This is a genomic window from Methylocapsa aurea, from assembly GCF_000746085.1.
Lineage (GTDB): Bacteria > Pseudomonadota > Alphaproteobacteria > Rhizobiales > Beijerinckiaceae > Methylocapsa > Methylocapsa aurea.
Genome location: NZ_JQKO01000004.1, coordinates 230,595 through 245,375, shown reverse-complemented (window position 1 = coordinate 245,375; position 14,781 = coordinate 230,595). Strand labels below are relative to the sequence as shown.

At 59.9% G+C, this 14,781-nt stretch carries 17 protein-coding genes, 1 tRNA gene and 1 pseudogene; 16 read left to right on the top strand and 3 right to left on the bottom strand.

Going from position 1 to position 14,781, the window contains the following annotated elements; genetic code table 11:
• Positions 1-240 precede the first annotated feature (240 nt).
• From DL86_RS20800 to DL86_RS04205, 5 genes and pseudogenes are all read left to right on the top strand, one after another.
• Positions 241-312 (top strand): annotated as a pseudogene (locus tag DL86_RS20800) (hypothetical protein); the annotation flags it as partial.
• 6 nt (positions 313-318) lie between these two features.
• Entirely contained in the window at positions 319-498 is a 180-nt protein-coding gene (locus DL86_RS20245) for a hypothetical protein (RefSeq protein ID WP_245276224.1), read from the top strand.
• A 180-nt stretch (positions 499-678) separates the two neighbouring features.
• Positions 679-897 (top strand): hypothetical protein, encoded by a 219-nt coding sequence (locus DL86_RS04215; protein ID WP_036258443.1) that lies wholly within the window; start codon positions 679-681, stop codon positions 895-897.
• Positions 898-1,009: 112 nt separating this feature from the next.
• Positions 1,010-1,312 carry a type II toxin-antitoxin system RelE/ParE family toxin gene (locus DL86_RS04210; RefSeq protein WP_036258442.1) on the top strand — a complete coding sequence of 101 codons (303 nt, stop codon included), beginning with the start codon at positions 1,010-1,012 and terminating at the stop codon, positions 1,310-1,312.
• Positions 1,312-1,644: an addiction module antidote protein gene (locus tag DL86_RS04205; RefSeq protein ID WP_036258440.1), complete on the top strand. Its 333-nt coding sequence runs from the start codon at positions 1,312-1,314 to the stop codon at positions 1,642-1,644. The genes DL86_RS04210 and DL86_RS04205 overlap by 1 nt, the downstream gene beginning before the upstream one ends.
• A 305-nt stretch (positions 1,645-1,949) precedes the next feature.
• On the opposite strand, the gene DL86_RS04200 is transcribed toward DL86_RS04205, so the two are convergent.
• Positions 1,950-2,025: transfer RNA gene (locus DL86_RS04200), tRNA-Thr, on the bottom strand.
• A gap of 262 nt (positions 2,026-2,287) precedes the next feature.
• Here DL86_RS04200 and DL86_RS04195 point away from each other — a divergent pair.
• Complete coding sequence (locus DL86_RS04195) at positions 2,288-2,599, top strand: hypothetical protein (protein WP_051952663.1); 312 nt, start codon at positions 2,288-2,290, stop codon at positions 2,597-2,599.
• 138 nt (positions 2,600-2,737) lie between these two features.
• On the opposite strand, the gene DL86_RS04190 is transcribed toward DL86_RS04195, so the two are convergent.
• Positions 2,738-4,396 (bottom strand): MFS transporter, encoded by a 1,659-nt coding sequence (locus tag DL86_RS04190; RefSeq protein WP_156964466.1) that lies wholly within the window; start codon positions 4,394-4,396, stop codon positions 2,738-2,740.
• A gap of 260 nt (positions 4,397-4,656) precedes the next feature.
• Positions 4,657-4,734: a pyrroloquinoline quinone precursor peptide PqqA gene (gene pqqA, locus DL86_RS20795; RefSeq protein WP_084572696.1), complete on the bottom strand. Its 78-nt coding sequence runs from the start codon at positions 4,732-4,734 to the stop codon at positions 4,657-4,659.
• Between the two features lie 461 nt (positions 4,735-5,195).
• On the opposite strand from pqqA, the gene DL86_RS04180 reads away from it, so the two are divergent.
• The 10 genes from DL86_RS04180 to DL86_RS04135 all read left to right on the top strand — a co-directional run bounded on the left by DL86_RS04180 (position 5,196) and on the right by DL86_RS04135 (position 14,779).
• Positions 5,196-7,076 carry a methanol/ethanol family PQQ-dependent dehydrogenase gene (locus DL86_RS04180; RefSeq protein ID WP_036258435.1) on the top strand — a complete coding sequence of 627 codons (1,881 nt, stop codon included), beginning with the start codon at positions 5,196-5,198 and terminating at the stop codon, positions 7,074-7,076.
• A 162-nt stretch (positions 7,077-7,238) separates the two neighbouring features.
• On the top strand, positions 7,239-8,135 hold the full coding sequence (moxJ, locus tag DL86_RS04175; RefSeq protein WP_051952661.1) for a methanol oxidation system protein MoxJ: 897 nt from the start codon (positions 7,239-7,241) through the stop codon (positions 8,133-8,135).
• Between the two features lie 50 nt (positions 8,136-8,185).
• Positions 8,186-8,761 carry a cytochrome c(L), periplasmic gene (gene moxG / locus DL86_RS04170; protein WP_036258669.1) on the top strand — a complete coding sequence of 192 codons (576 nt, stop codon included), beginning with the start codon at positions 8,186-8,188 and terminating at the stop codon, positions 8,759-8,761.
• A gap of 78 nt (positions 8,762-8,839) precedes the next feature.
• Positions 8,840-9,148 carry a methanol dehydrogenase [cytochrome c] subunit gene (locus DL86_RS04165; RefSeq protein WP_036258431.1) on the top strand — a complete coding sequence of 103 codons (309 nt, stop codon included), beginning with the start codon at positions 8,840-8,842 and terminating at the stop codon, positions 9,146-9,148.
• A 146-nt stretch (positions 9,149-9,294) separates the two neighbouring features.
• Complete coding sequence (locus DL86_RS04160; RefSeq protein ID WP_036258666.1) at positions 9,295-10,332, top strand: AAA family ATPase; 1,038 nt, start codon at positions 9,295-9,297, stop codon at positions 10,330-10,332.
• On the top strand, positions 10,329-11,177 hold the full coding sequence (locus DL86_RS04155; protein WP_036258430.1) for a DUF58 domain-containing protein: 849 nt from the start codon (positions 10,329-10,331) through the stop codon (positions 11,175-11,177). The genes DL86_RS04160 and DL86_RS04155 overlap by 4 nt, the downstream gene beginning before the upstream one ends.
• 5 nt (positions 11,178-11,182) lie before the next feature.
• Complete coding sequence (locus tag DL86_RS04150; RefSeq protein ID WP_051952659.1) at positions 11,183-12,148, top strand: hypothetical protein; 966 nt, start codon at positions 11,183-11,185, stop codon at positions 12,146-12,148.
• Positions 12,145-13,173: a vWA domain-containing protein gene (locus DL86_RS04145; protein ID WP_036258428.1), complete on the top strand. Its 1,029-nt coding sequence runs from the start codon at positions 12,145-12,147 to the stop codon at positions 13,171-13,173. Before DL86_RS04150 ends, DL86_RS04145 begins: the two co-directional genes overlap by 4 nt.
• Positions 13,173-13,769 (top strand): hypothetical protein, encoded by a 597-nt coding sequence (locus DL86_RS04140; protein ID WP_051952658.1) that lies wholly within the window; start codon positions 13,173-13,175, stop codon positions 13,767-13,769. Before DL86_RS04145 ends, DL86_RS04140 begins: the two co-directional genes overlap by 1 nt.
• A complete protein-coding gene (locus DL86_RS04135; RefSeq protein WP_051952656.1) occupies positions 13,766-14,779 on the top strand; it encodes a vWA domain-containing protein in 1,014 nt (337 codons plus the stop codon). The genes DL86_RS04140 and DL86_RS04135 overlap by 4 nt, the downstream gene beginning before the upstream one ends.
• Positions 14,780-14,781 lie beyond the last annotated feature (2 nt).

Below are 14,781 nucleotides of genomic sequence, written 5' to 3'. Positions count from 1 at the left end.
GCCCCTGCTCGAAAGGCAGAACAAAAAGCGCCTCGCCGAGATCGATGTGAAAATCGACGAGATCGACGCCGCCATCGGAAAACTTGTCAACGACGACGCTCAGCTCGCTCGGCGCTTTGAGATTCTTCTCTCCATCCCCGGCGTCTCGAAAATCACCGCCTTCGCCTTGCTCATCGAAATGCCGGAACTCGGAACGCGCTCGAAGGCAAGCAGGCCGCGAGCCTCGCCGGCCTCGCGCCAATCCAAAGACAATCCGGCTCATGGAAAGGCCATGCCTTCATCCGCGGCGGAAGAGCCGTTCTCCGCCAAGCCCTTTACATGCCCGTGCTCGTCGCCTGCAGATTCAACAAAGACAGCAGGACCCTCTACCAAAAGCTCGTCGAGGCCGGAAAGCCGCCGAAAGTCGCCATCACCGCCGTCATGCGCAAGCTCCTCGTCCTCGCAAACGCACTCTTGCGAAACGAGCGGCTCTGGACCGAAAATGCCCCTTGCCCATAACGGATACTCTAGCGGCCGCGAGATCCTGCAAGCCCCTCGCGAGCGGGCGCTTGGCGTGTGATCGGTCACGGCGCCGCGCCCTCGAAGCAGCCGGCATCGAGTTCACGAACGGCGGCCAACCCTGGGGTAAGAATGAGGAGACATCCGATGAGCTAGTTCAACAGAGCCGAAGGCTCCACCATGATATGGGTCGAAGAGCTGCGCCCTGCCGTCAACGAGTTCACCTTACGGCCGCACCGCTTGGATTTCCCCACCTTTGAAGAGGCTGTCAGACATTTCATGACAGACTTTGCTCCCGAGCGACGAGAGATCACCAAGATAGTCACGGCATCGGGCGAGGAATGGTTCCTCAAAGATATTGGGGAAATCTTCGACGAGAGCGCCAAGGCAGGCACATAGGCGTCGAGTTCATCGCCGAGAATGGCGGCGGGGCGGGCGTAAGGTTGCGGAAAAGTAATCCGTGAGTGACCGCTATTGTCCTTGATTGTCTGTATTCCTTTGGATACATTTCATGTACACGCTCGTTCGATCATCGGGCTTCGCTGAATGGCTTGCCGAGCTTTCAGATCAGCGCGGCAAAGCTAGAATTTTGGCAAGGCTCACGAGCGCCTCGCTTGGTAATTTTGGAGATTGCGAGCCGGTCGGCGAAGGCGTGTCTGAAATGCGCGTTCACTATGGCCCAGGGTACAGGGTCTATTTCGTGCGACATGGCGCAACCGTCTACGTTCTTTTGAACGGCGGGGATAAAAACTCGCAAAAGCGGGACATTGAGCAGGCAAAAGCCATGGCTCGGGACTTGAAAGGCGGCGCGTGATGAAAGCCAATTATGCGACCTTCGACGTATCAGATTACCTCGACAATGAAGAGGTCATTGCCGAGTATCTTTCCGCTGCCGCCGAAGATGCCAACCAGGACGTTCTCCTTGCCGCGCTTGCCAATGTCGCCAAGGCGCGCGGCATGGCTCAAGTTGCAAAGGATGCAGGCCTTGGGCGCGAAAGCCTTTACAAAGCGCTTTCCCCAGGATCGCATCCGCGCTTTGAAACCGTTAGCGCTGTATTGCGCGCTCTGAACGTTCACCTTGCCGTCGTGCCGAACACTGATAAAGCGGAAGAAAGCGAACCTGAACATGCCTCCCATGGAGCATAATTGCTCGCGATCCCGCTGAATGCGTTTGCGGGCATGCCGGCCGGGCGGACGTGTCGAGCTTGGTGGCGCGGGAGCGCCTCAAATGCTCCGAATGCGGAGCCCAGCCCATGGAGGTGCGGCCGAACTGGCTCGAGCACAAGCGCAGGGTGCGGGCCGATAAGCCTGAGCAAGGCCCACAACGGCTCCAGGCTAGCACCGCAGCCGATGTTTTCCCCAAATTTTCGATTTTTGCTCACCGGGTGCTTGCCGAGCGGAAATAATGACAACCTTGAGGCCGACGAAGCATCGTAAGTTATTGATTTTGCTGGTGCCGGTTGCAGGAGTCGAACCCGCGACCTACTGATTACAAATCAGTTGCTCTACCAACTGAGCTAAACCGGCATTTTGTCTTGGAGCCAATCGCGCTGAGCTAGCAGTGTAACGGGCGACTTGCAACCGTTAGATGGTGTGCGCCTCCGGCTCGGTCGCGGCACTGGCGCGAGGGAGGAAAATTATTAACCTTGGCTGCTTAGATCTGCTTAGATCGACGTTTGAATTGGGCTTCGAATCCGAGGCGTCGCGCTTATTTTGGCCTAAAATTGCCGTGAATGCGTTACAGGCTTATGACCATCGCGCTTATCTGGCGTCAGTTGCGGAGGGATAGATGCAGGCAAATTTGGCTCGATCGATCAGGATTGGTCTGGCTCTGGGTTTCACGGCGGCGTCGCTCAGCGCGGCCTCGATTCCGGCTCGCGCCGGTGACGGCGGCGCCGTCGCCGCGGGTGTGATCGGGGGCATGGCGCTTGGAGCCATCGCCGGAAGCGCCATCGCCGGCGCCGCCGCGCCGCCGCCGGTCTATTACGCTCCGGTTCCGGTTTACGCGCCGCCGCCCCCGCCGCCCCACTGCTGGTACGAGCCCCAACAAGTGTGGACCGGCTACGCCTATGTCATCCAGCGGGTCCGGGTCTGCAACTAAGCGCGGGTTCGGTCCGCCTCATTTCCTTGAGAGGCAGGCGGCCTTTCGAAGCCGGAAAGCATTTAAGGGCCCTTCAAGGACTTCGCTTCGCGCGAAGCCCCGGTGCTTTCGCCCAGAAAGCGGCGTCGCAAGGCAGCCTCAATCGTCGGCGTAAATATCGCGATTCTTGGTCTCAGGCACGAAAAGCACGCCAATGACGAACGTGGCGAACGCGAATGCAATCGGATACCAGAGCCCGAAATAGATATTTCCAGTTTGCGCCACCATAGCGAAAGCCGTCGCGGGTAGGAGACCGCCGAACCAACCATTGCCGATATGGTAGGGCAGCGACATGGATGTATAGCGAATCCGGGTCGGGAAGAGTTCAACGAGCGCCGCGGCGATCGGCCCGTAAACCATTGTCACATAGAGAACCAGCACGAATAAGAGCCCGACGATCTTGGCGGCTTGCGGCTGGAGGACGTCGATCGGATTGCGCATTTTGACGATGCCGGGGTCATCGGCCTTCGGATAGCCTGCGGACTGCAAGGCCGCCAGCATGGTCTTGGCGAAAGCGGCGGCCGCCGCTTTGGCGTCGGGGACCTTGGCGGCGTCGTAAGCCGTGACTTCGCTGGAGCCGACCTTGATTTTCGCGAGCGCATCGGCAGGCCCCGCTACCCGCGAATATTTCACCGAGTTCCTGGCTAGAAAATCGCGGGCGATATCGCAAGAGGATGTGAAGACGCGGGTCCCGACCGGATTGAACAGATTGCCGCAGTTCGTCGGATCGGCGATGACGGTGGCCTCCACGTTCTGCAGCGCCGCCTGAAGCGCGGGGTTGGCGTTCGCCGTGATCATCTGAAAGATCGGAAAATAGGTTAGCGCCGCGAGCAGGCATCCAAGCATGATGATTGGCTTGCGGCCGACTTTGTCCGATAGCCAGCCGAAAAAGATGAAAAACCCTGTGCCGAGCAATAGAGCCCAGGCAATAAGAAGATTCGCTGTATAGCCATCGACCTTCAGAATCGATTGCATAAAAAACAAGGCGTAGAATTGCCCTGTATACCAGACGACACCTTGTCCCATCGTCAGGCCCAGCAGGGCGAGCAGGACAATTTTAGCATTCGTCCAATTGCCGAAAGCCTCGGACAGCGGTGCTTTCGACCCTGTTCCGTCCTCCTTCATCTTTAGAAAGGCCGGCGATTCGTTTAATTGCAGGCGAATCCAAAGCGAAATCGCGAGCAGGGCCACGGATACAAGGAATGGAATGCGCCAGCCGAATTTCGCGAAATCGGCTTCGCCATAGTAGGTGCGGGTGGCCAGAATGATGAGCAGCGACAAGAACAGGCCGAGCGTCGCCGTCGTCTGAATCCAGGACGTATAAAACCCGCGCCGGCCCTGCGGCGCATGTTCGGCCACATAGGTTGCGGCGCCGCCATATTCGCCTCCGAGCGCTAGGCCTTGCAATAGCCTTGCGGCGATCAGGATGATCGGCGCCGCCAGCCCGATCGACTCATAATTTGGCAGAAGTCCGACAATAAACGTCGAAAGGCCCATGATGAGAATGGTGACGAGGAAGGTGTATTTGCGGCCGACGAGATCGCCAAGGCGGCCGAAAACGAGGGCGCCAAACGGCCGCACCAGAAATCCCGCCGCGAAGGCGAGCAGCGCGAAAATATCGGCGGTCTGTTTTGGAAACTGACTGAAGAATTGCGCGCCGATAATACTTGCGAGCGCCCCATAGAGATAAAAATCATACCACTCAAAAACCGTGCCGAGCGAAGAGGCGAAAATTACCTTCTTCTCGGCGCGAGACATCGGTCTCGTCCGACTATTCGCATTGGCCGCCGCTGATGGAGTGGTCATGTCGCAAGTCCCGCCTATCGATCGCTCATAGGGCAAGGCTACGCTAACGGCGCTCCACTGTCATTTGTTTTGACTCGTCCTCTTTACTCAAAGCGGCGGCCCCACTGTAGGCTCGAAAATGCAAAACAAATGCGGCTCCAGCGCATGAAGCCGCCTCTGTCCGCCGAGCTAAGCCGCCGGCGTAAGCAAAAAGCCGCAACCAACCTTCACCGTCAGATTTCGGCGGATGCGTAGCTCGTCACTTCCATGCCGATGCAAACTTCGGTGATGATGGGGGTCGTCCAAACCATACTATCCTCCGCTGTTAATTTGGCGTCGCTTCAAGACAGCAGTCCGCCCTACGGGAAACCAGGGCAGTCTTGCCCTGGTCCAAGGATTAGCACCGCCCGTCGGCGGTTTCCATGGAATTTCGCTGAGCGTGATTCGCTGAGCGGAAATACTCTACGGCTGCAGCCCTCGCCGCGAATGTCGCGAGGCCATGATCCTGATCTCCCGCCGGGATAAAAAATTCTTTGAAAGCAACGTTCTTTTGATGTCGTTGCAGCCTCCCGCGGCGCCGGAGATGATCAACATAGCCGCATTCAAGCGTCAATCCGATTGCCAAATTATCCCGAACGAAATGCATGAATATCGTAAAGACGGCGCCCGGCCCTTGATGCATTATCCGCCCCGAAATGAAGCGGACGATGCAACGTTAAGTCGCATCGATCAGTCTTCTATGAATTGGGCAGGATACGCGGGGGTTGCTTATATGAATAGAGTTCTGAATTCGGTGTCTGTCGCCGCTTTGCTGGCGTTCGCTCCTTTGGGTTTCATCCCGGCGGCAAGCGCGAACGACAAGCTGAACGAACTTTCCAAGAGCGACGAAAACTGGGTCATGCCCGGTAAGAACTACAACTCCGACAATTACAGCAAGGCGTCCCAGATCAATGTAGGAAACGTCAAGCAGCTGAAGGCCGCATGGTCCTTCTCTACCGGTCTTTTGAATGGCCACGAAGGCGCTCCGCTTGTCGTGGACGGCAAGATGTTCATCAGCACGCCCTTCCCGAACACAACTTTCGCGCTCGCCCTCGACGATCCTGGCAAAATTTTGTGGCAGGACAAGCCAAAGCAAAATCCCGCCGCCCGCGCGGTCGCATGTTGCGATGTCGTCAACCGCGGCCTTGCTTATTGGCCGGGCGATGGCAAGGTTCCGCCACTCATTCTCAAGACATTGCTTGACGGCAATGTCGTGGCCCTCAACGCCAACACGGGCGAAACATACTGGAAAGTCGAGAACTCCGACATCAAGGTCGGCTCGACGCTGACCGTAGCCCCCTATGTCGTCAAGGATGTCGTCCTGATTGGCTCGTCCGGCGCGGAACTCGGCGTGCGGGGCTATGTGACCGCCTATGACGTGAAAACCGGCGCTCAGAAATGGCGGGCCTATGCGACGGGCTCCGATGAGGACCTGTTGCTCGCCGATGATTTCAACATCAAGAACCCCCAATATGGGCAAAAGAACCTCGGGCTTTCGACATGGGAAGGCGATGCCTGGAAGATCGGCGGCGGCACCAATTGGGGCTGGTACGCCTATGATCCGGATGTGAATCTCGCCTATTTCGGCACCGGCAACCCGGCGCCCTGGAATGAGACGATGCGTCCGGGCGACAACAAGTGGACGATGACGATTTTTGGCCGCGACGTCGATACGGGAAAGGCGAAGTTCGGCTATCAAAAGACGCCGCATGATGAGTGGGATTATGCCGGCGTCAACGTGATGATGCTGTCCGAGCAAAACGAACGCGAATACGGTCAGCCCCGCAAGCTTCTGACCCATCCCGACCGCAACGGCATTGTCTACACGCTGGACCGCACTAATGGCGACCTCATCGCCGCCGGAAAAATTGACGATACCGTCAATGTCTTCAAGAAGGTCGATTTGAAGTCGGGCCTGCCAGTGCGCGATCCCGAATATGGCACCCGCATGGACCATCTCGCACGGGACATCTGCCCCTCCGCCATGGGTTACCACAATCAAGGCCATGATTCCTACGATCCACAGAAGCGGCTCTTCTTTATGGGCGTCAACCACATCTGCATGGATTGGGAGCCCTTCATGCTGCCCTATCGCGCTGGGCAATTCTTTGTCGGCGCGACTTTGAACATGTATCCCGGCCCGAAGGGCGATCGCCAGAACGCCGAGGGCCTTGGCCAGATCAAAGCCTACAATGCCATCAGCGGCCAGTTCGCATGGGAAAAGATGGAGCGCTTCGCAGTATGGGGAGGGACCATCGCGACCGCGGGCAATCTTGTCTTCTACGGGACGCTTGATGGGTTCATCAAGGCGCGCAACAGCGAGACGGGCGAGCTCCTGTGGAAGTTCAAGCTTCCCTCCGGCGCGATCGGCTATCCGATTACCTATACGCACAATGGCATACAATATATCGCGATCAATTACGGGGTCGGCGGGTGGCCGGGGGTTGGCCTCGTCTTCGATCTGCAGGATCCGACTGCGGGTCTTGGCGCCGTCGGCGCCTTCAAGAAGCTCGCCAACTACACCCGGCAGGGCGGCGGCGTCATGGTGTTCTCGTTGGATGGCAAAGGTCCCTACGACGACCCGAACGTCGGCGAATACGCCAAGGCCAATTAGCTCCAAGGCCAACTAGCTCCTCGAACCGGCGTCTCGCACCGTAGCGCATTTGCGATCCGGGACGTCTCGCGGGATGCCGCCTCCGCGTTTCCCGAAACGACGCGCAAGCGGCGTCCCGCACCTATCGCCTCACCCCTTCGAGCCCGCGAGGCCAGATCATTGATGTTCCGTATCTCACATTTGAGCGCTTTCACCCTAACGGGGCTCTGCTCGGCGTTCGCGCTTCTCGCCTTCGGAAGCGGCCCTCGCGCGGCGGCCCCTCCAGTCTCTGCCCCTCCAGTCTCGGCCGCGCCCGCCGAGGCGGCGCCCCTACGAATTTGCAGTTCGCAAATCGAGGCTCCGTTCTCGATCAAAGATGGCTCGGGCTTCGAAAATCGGATCGCCTCGATACTTGCCGAGGCCATGGGTCGCAAGCCCGACTTCGTTTGGACTGAAAAGCCCGCGATTTATCTTGTCCGGGATTTTCTCGACAAGAATGCTTGCGATGTTGTGATGGGGCTCGACGCTGGCGACCCTCGCGTTCTGACGAGCGAGTCTTATTATCGCTCGGGCTATGTATTCGTGTCCCGCGCCGACCAATCCGCCGAGATCAAATCTTGGAAGGACCCGCGCATTGAAAAGCTCGATCACATTGCCGTCGCCTTTAGTTCGCCTGCGGAATCGATGTTGCACGAGGTTGGAAAATACGAGGATAATTTCGCCTACCTCTATTCGCTCGTGAATTTTCGTTCGCCGCGAAATCAATACACGCAGGTTCCCTCAGAAAAGCTGGTCAGCGAAGTCGCCTCCGGCAACGCCGCCTTGGCCGTCGCCTTCGCGCCGGAAGTCGCGCGCTACGTCAAACAGGCGGCGCAACCTCTGCGCATGACGATGATTTCCGACGATAATTTTCGAAGCGATGGGCAAAAGGTGCCGCATCACTTCGACCAATCGATCGGCGTGCGCAAAGGCGACCAGGCGCTTCTCGATCAAGTCAATATAGGCCTTGCCAAGGCGCGCCAGAAAATCGAGGCGATCCTCAAGGAGGAGGGCATTCCTCTTCTCGACAAGGGAATGTGAAACCGCAAAGGGCCGTTTGCATCGGCCTTACCTTCAAGCCGGAAATCAAAATGAAGAAATTGGGAATAACGACGATCCTTGGCTTGAGCGCTCTGACGGGACTTAGCTTATCCATCGCGATCGCGCAGACCACATCGCTCGATCTTCGCAACACCGTGACGGGTCAGCCGATGTCGCTTGACGAAGCCCTCCCCGAAGGGCGCGATGCGGAAGGCGTCAAGATCTTCCTCAAGACCGGCCGCAATCCTTATAATTCGGACTGGAGCTGCCTCGCCAAGGGCCAGGAAGCCTTTCTCACCGCCTGCTCGGGCTGCCATGGGCATCTCGCGGAAGGCAAGATCGGCCCCGGCCTCAATGACGATTATTGGACCTATCCCAAGAACAAGACCGATCAGGGATTATTCGAAACGATCTTCGGCGGCGGCCAGGCTCAAATGGGCCCGCAATCCTTAAATCTCACGCTCGATGAAATGCTGCAAGTGATGGCTTGGACGCGGCATGTCTACAAGGATGGACCAAGCGGAGCGGAGTGGATGACCGACGCGGAAAAGGCGAAATTCAAGCCCTATGACGCTAATGAAGTTGTTCCCAAAGATGCGCCGGGGCTCTGCAGCGCGGCGAAGTGAGTCTTCGCCAGATGATGAAAAAAGCGAAGCATGTCGATCGGCGTCGATGCTTCTAAGCCAGAATGAGAGGAACCCAATATGTCGATTTCCAAACCCACGAAAATTGCTGCTTTCATCTTCGCCGGCTCGCTGGCCATGGGCGCCGCCACTATCGGCGCGAATGCTTATGACGGCACCAAATGCGCGGCGCCAGGCAATTGCTGGGAGCCAAAGCCGGGCTTTCCGGACAAGATCGCTGGATCGAAATATGACCCGAAGCACAATCCTAAAGAGGTCGCCAAGCAGAGCGAATCGATAGCGGCGATGGAGGAGCGCAACAAGAAGCGCGTCGAGAATTTCAAGAAGACCGGAAAGTTCGTCTACGAGATCGAAAAGATCGCGAATTGAAGCGGAGCCGCGCCCGTCGCGGCTCCCTGGCTCTTTGGAAGAACGCGACCGGTGTGCGGCGCGCCCCGCGCGCGACGGCGGGACGCGATCTGTTTCGTTTGACTCGACTGCGGGCAGCGCGTCGCAAGCACCGGATTATGCCGCGGATGTCTGCTGAACTTGCTTGCGAGCGCGACGCTCTCCTTGAGGATTGGAGGAGCGCCGCCTTTCGCTTGCAACGCGAAATCGGCAAGGCCATCTTAGGGCAGGACAGGGCGGTCCGGCTGCTCGTCATCGCGATTTTCGCGCGCGGTCATGTCCTGCTCGAAGGGGACGTCGGCGCCGGCAAGACGACGATGCTCCGCGCCTTCGCCCGCGCGATCGGCGGCGCCTTCGAGCGCATCGAAGGCATGGTTGATCTCATGCCGAGCGACCTCATCTATTACACCTATCTTGGCGCCGATGGGAGGCCGAGGGTCGATCCGGGGCCCGTGCTGCGGAACGAGGGCGATCTATCGATCTTTTTTTTCAATGAGATCAACCGGGCGCGCCCACAGGTCCACTCGCTCTTGCTTCGCTTGATGGCCGAAAGAAGCGTTGTGGCTCTCAATCGCGCCTATCGCTTCCCGCATCTTCAGGTCTTCGCGGATCGCAACCGGATCGAGAAAGAGGAAACCTTTGAATTGCCAGCGGCGGCGCGCGACCGCTTCTTCATGGAAATCGGCATCGAGACGCCGAAGGACGCAGATATTCGGCGAGCGCTCATTTTCGATCCGCGCTTTCATGACGTCGATGCGCTGGTTCATTCGGTTCCCGAGAATATGATCGATTACCGCGATCTGAACGTTGTGGCCCAAGCGATTCAAAGCCGGGTCCGGTCGAGCGAGGCTCTCGAGCGCTATGTCGTCGCCCTTTGGGACGCTGTGACGGAGCCGGCGGCGGCGGGAATCGATATTCCCGATGTCGATATGGAGCGCCTTGTGCTGGGCGGCGGCAGTCCCCGCGGCTTGAGCTATCTGGCGCGCGCGGCGCGGGTGCGCGCCTGGCTTGAAGGCCGCGACATTATCGTGCCCGAGGATATCCGCGACGTCTTCGTGGAGACGATGGCGCATCGCATTTTCCTCCATCCAGTCTATGAGCTGCGGCGTGATGCGATCATGCGGGACTTCTGCCGGGCGGTCTTCGCCAAAGTCCCTGCGCCATGATGGACGACGCGCTCATCGCCTATCGGATGCGCGGGTGCTCGGCTAACCTCGTCGCTGGCGCCCATCTGGGTCGCGAGCCCGGCGGAAGCGGCCAATTCCGCGATCACGTTCCCTTCCTGCGCTGCCCGGACGCGCGGCGGATCGACCTGCGCGCCTCGCTGCGCGATCCTTTCGGCGAAATCTATGTTCGCCGTTTCAATCAGCGCATGTCGATTGATGTCTATGCGCTGGTCGACCTCTCCGCGTCGATGGGCTTTGTTGGCCGCGCATCGAAATATCATCTCGTGGCAGACTTTTGCACGTTGCTGGCCCGCTCTGCGCGCGGCTACGGCGATGCTTTCGGCCTGATTGGCTTCGATGAATCGGTTCGCGATGATTTCATGTTTCCGCTCGCCCGGCGGCGCGGGTTGGATGTCGAAATCGGCCGCGCATTCGAAAGTTTGGCTCCGATCGGGCGAAGCGCTGCAGGCCTGGCGGATGCGGCGCGATCCGTGGCGGGCCGGCGCAAGCTCGTCTTTCTCGTCTCGGATTTTCGGCTGAGGATGGCCAAAATCGAGGAAGCATTGGCGGCGCTTGGCCGGCACGACATCGCGCCGATCCTGGTTGGAGACTCAGCGGAGGAGGAGGATTTGCCGCCCTGGGGGTTGATCGAACTGGCCGATCTCGAAACCGGGCGGCGGCGCAAAATCTTCATGCGCCCGTCGTTGCGCGAGAAATGGCGCGCCGAGGCGCGCGCCCGGCGCACGCGATTGCGGCGCCTGCTGATGCGCTATGGCCGGCCGCCGATCGAGCTTGCGGACAGACTCGACGCGGATGAGATGTCGCGCCATCTGCTGGAGGGTTGAGCAGGATGTCGATGCGGCCGCAAGGGCTGGTGGGTTGCTTGGCCTTGATGCTGAGCGCCGAGGCTGCGGTTGGCCAGATCGGGCCGGTCGTTATCGAAGGGCCGCGGCCTTTCGGCTATTTCCTCGGCGATGTCATTGCGCTCGACATCGACGCGCCGGCGGCGAGCGGTTACGAGCTCCAACGCGCGTCATTGCCGAAGCTCGGCCCCGTCGCCTATTGGCTGGATCTTGTTCGGCTCGACGTCGATGAAGCGAGCGCGGGATCAGTCAAGCATTGGCGGCTCCATCTCGAATATCAGAATTTCTATGCAGCGCTTGACGCCCGCACCTTGGTTATTCCTGGCTTCGCGTTGGATTTCACGTCTGCCGGAAACAGGATCGAAGCGAAGATCCCGGCCTGGTCCTTTGGCGTATCGCCTCTGCGCGAAATGCGGCCTTCAGCGCAAGAGCCGGATGATCTGCTCCGCCCGGACATCGCGCCGCAACCCATCGCCCTGCATCGGTATGAACGCGCGGCAGGCGGCTTCGGCGCGGCTTCGGCCGGGTTGCTGCTCATCGTTGCTTTCGATCGCGCATGGTGGCCTTTTCGGCGGCGAGCGACCCGCCCCTTCGCCGCGGCGTCGCGCCAAGTTCGCGCGGATCTCCAGGATGCGGATCTCCAGGATGCGGATCTCCAGGTTGCGAATCTACAGGTTGACGGAGGCGAAGAGACCTACCGTCAGGCGTTGCTCGTTTTGCATCGGTCCATCGATCTGACGGCGGGGCGGCGCGTCCTCGCGGACGATCTTCCGGGATTCTTGGCCGCCCATCCCGCTTATCGACTTGTCGAGGCCGAGTTCAGCCATTTCTTCTCGGCGTCCCGCCGCGCGTTTTTCGGCGACGATGCGTCAGGCGCGATAAGGGATCTGCCGCCGACCCTCCTCATCGCCTTTTGCCGCCGCCTCGCCAATTTGGAGAGGACCGCCAAATGAATGCGATCTTTGCGCAGCCGCAGATGCTCTGGCTGTTGCCCCTCGCGGCGCTGCCGATTTTTCTTTCAGCATCGCGGAGGCAAGCCTATCCATCGCTCGAAGGACTTCCGGAAGATCTTTTCTCGCGCATCGTCAGCCTCGCTGTTGCGGCCACGGGAATCATAGCCATCGGAGCGACGATCCTCGCCCTTGCCGGCCCCTACCGGCGCGGCCAATGGACGGAGCGGGTTGGGCAAGGCGCCGAGACGGTCCTGCTGATCGACCGCAGCGGCAGCATGAACGAAACTTTCGCCGGACGCCAGCCAACCGGCGGCGAGGAATCGAAGGCCTCCGCCGCCCGCCGCATTCTGCGGGACTTCGTCCTGCAGCGCGAACATGATCGCATCGGCGTTGCGGCCTTCTCGAGCGCGCCCATGCTCGTCCTGCCATTGACCGACCGCCGCGACGCTGTGCTCGCGGCGGTTGACGCCATCGACCGCCCGGGCCTCGCCAAGACCGATGTCGGGCGCGGTCTGAGCATGGCTTTGGCGATGTCGGAGGAAGGCGCGCCGCTCGCCTCCCGCGTCGTGCTGCTCGTCTCGGATGGGGCCGCCGTCATCGATCCTCGCCTTCAGAATAAGCTGCGCGCCGGCTTTGCCCGCGTTCGCGTCAATCTCTATTGGCTGTTCCTCCGCACGGCGGGCGACAGAGGCATTTTTGAGGCGCCGGAGCCAGGACAGGATACGCCGCAGGCGATGCCCGAGCGCCATCTCGATATTTTTTTCAAAAGTCTTGGAATTCCTTACAAGGCTTTCGAAGTCGAAAGCCCCGACGCGGTGCGCGAGGCGGTGCGGGAAATCGATCGGCTGGAAAATCATCCCATTGTTTATCGGGAGCGCATTCCGCGCCAGGATCTCGCAGCGACCTTCTACGCGCTGGCGGGCTTGGCGACAGCGCTGCTGCTCGGCGCCAAGCTCTGCGAAGTCTCCTTGCGCAAGGGCGTTGTCGAACGTCCGTTGCGCCTCGCGCGCCGTGGGCCTGCCTGATGCACAAAGGCGTCGCTCGCGTCAGACAGGAACTGCGTCTTCTCTGGCGCCGTGCGCGATCCACAGTGCTCATCGGCTGCCTTGGCCTCGCCATCCTTGGTTTGATTGCATCCGGTTGGCTGCTCTTTCGCAATGCGGCGCATAACAAATCCATTGCCGCCTTGGCCTTGGGGCGAGATGCGCCTGTCGGGGACGACGCGCCGGCGCCGCTCCTCTTCGCTCGGCTGCAATTCTTCATTCTTCACGATCGGATTGATGAAGCCCAAGGGCTCATGGATCTTATCGAGAGGGCTGGCGATCGGGCGGTTCGCGCGCGGGCGCGGCTTAATTTCGGCAATGCCCGGATGCGGCTCGCCTTCGATCTCCTTCAACGCGCCAAACCAGACTCCGCTGCGCCGCTCATCAATCTGGCCAAGGAGGATTATCGGCAGGCGCTCCGGCTCGATCCTGATCTGTGGGATGCGCGCTACAATCTCGATGTCGCCATGCGCCTCATTCGCGATTATCCGGCCTTCGACTCCAAGGGCGATGAAATGCGCGCCGGCGAGAAAGGGCTCTGGACCGATGTCCCAGGAATCCCAAGGGGGGAGCCGTGATCGCTCCCGCCAGTCGGGGTTCGCTCCGCGACCCGCGGTTTTGGGTGCTGACTGGGGCCGCCTTGTTGCTGTTTGCAACCTTCGCCGCGCCCTCCTTGACGCGCACGGGCAATGGCGTCGATGTTCTTGTGATCGTCGACATCACCGGCAGCATGAATGTCCGCGACGTCAAACTGGCCGGGCGCCCGGCGAGCCGCCTTGATCTCGTCAAGAGCGTCTTGAGGGAGGCGCTGGCCAGTTTGCCTTGTCCAGCGCGTTTCGGGCTTGGCGTCTTCAGCGAGCGGCAGTCCTTTCTCTTATTTGAGCCGGTCGACGTCTGCGCGGCGTTCGATGCGATCGAAGGAACCCTCGCGGGCCTCGATTGGCGCATGGGCTGGGAGGGTGACAGCCATGTCGCCATGGGCCTCTACCGCGCAATCGACATGGCGCGAGACGTGAAGGCCGATCTCGCTTTCTTCACCGATGGGCATGAGGCGCCGCCGCCGCCGGCTTCCGGCGGTCCTGCGTTCGAAGGCGAGCGCGGGGCTGTTAAGGGGCTCATCATGGGCGTTGGCGAATATGCCTTATCGCCGATTCCGAAATTCGACGATGACGGACGCGAAATCGGCTTCTACGGCATGAACGACGTTCTGCAGGAGAATCGTTTCGGGCCGCCGCCGAAGGACGCCGAAGGCCGAGAAGGCTATAATCCGCGCAATGCTCCCTTTGGCGGGCAAGTCGCGACCGGCTCGGAACATTTGTCTTCGGTGCGCGAGCCTTATCTTAAGAGTCTCGCCGAGGCCACGGGGCTTGCCTATCGGCATCTTTCGGATGCGCCTTCTTTCGTCGCCGCTTTGAAGGAAACAGCAAAGCCGCGTCCGGTCCCTGTCGCTCTCGATCTGCGCCCTTTCTTGGCCAGCGGCGCCCTGGCCTTGCTTCTTGCCGCCTACGGCTTGGCGCCCGCGCTCGCCGCATTGCGGCGTCGGTTCGGCGCAAAATCTTTCGCATTCCCATTCTTCCGGAGGACATAGGT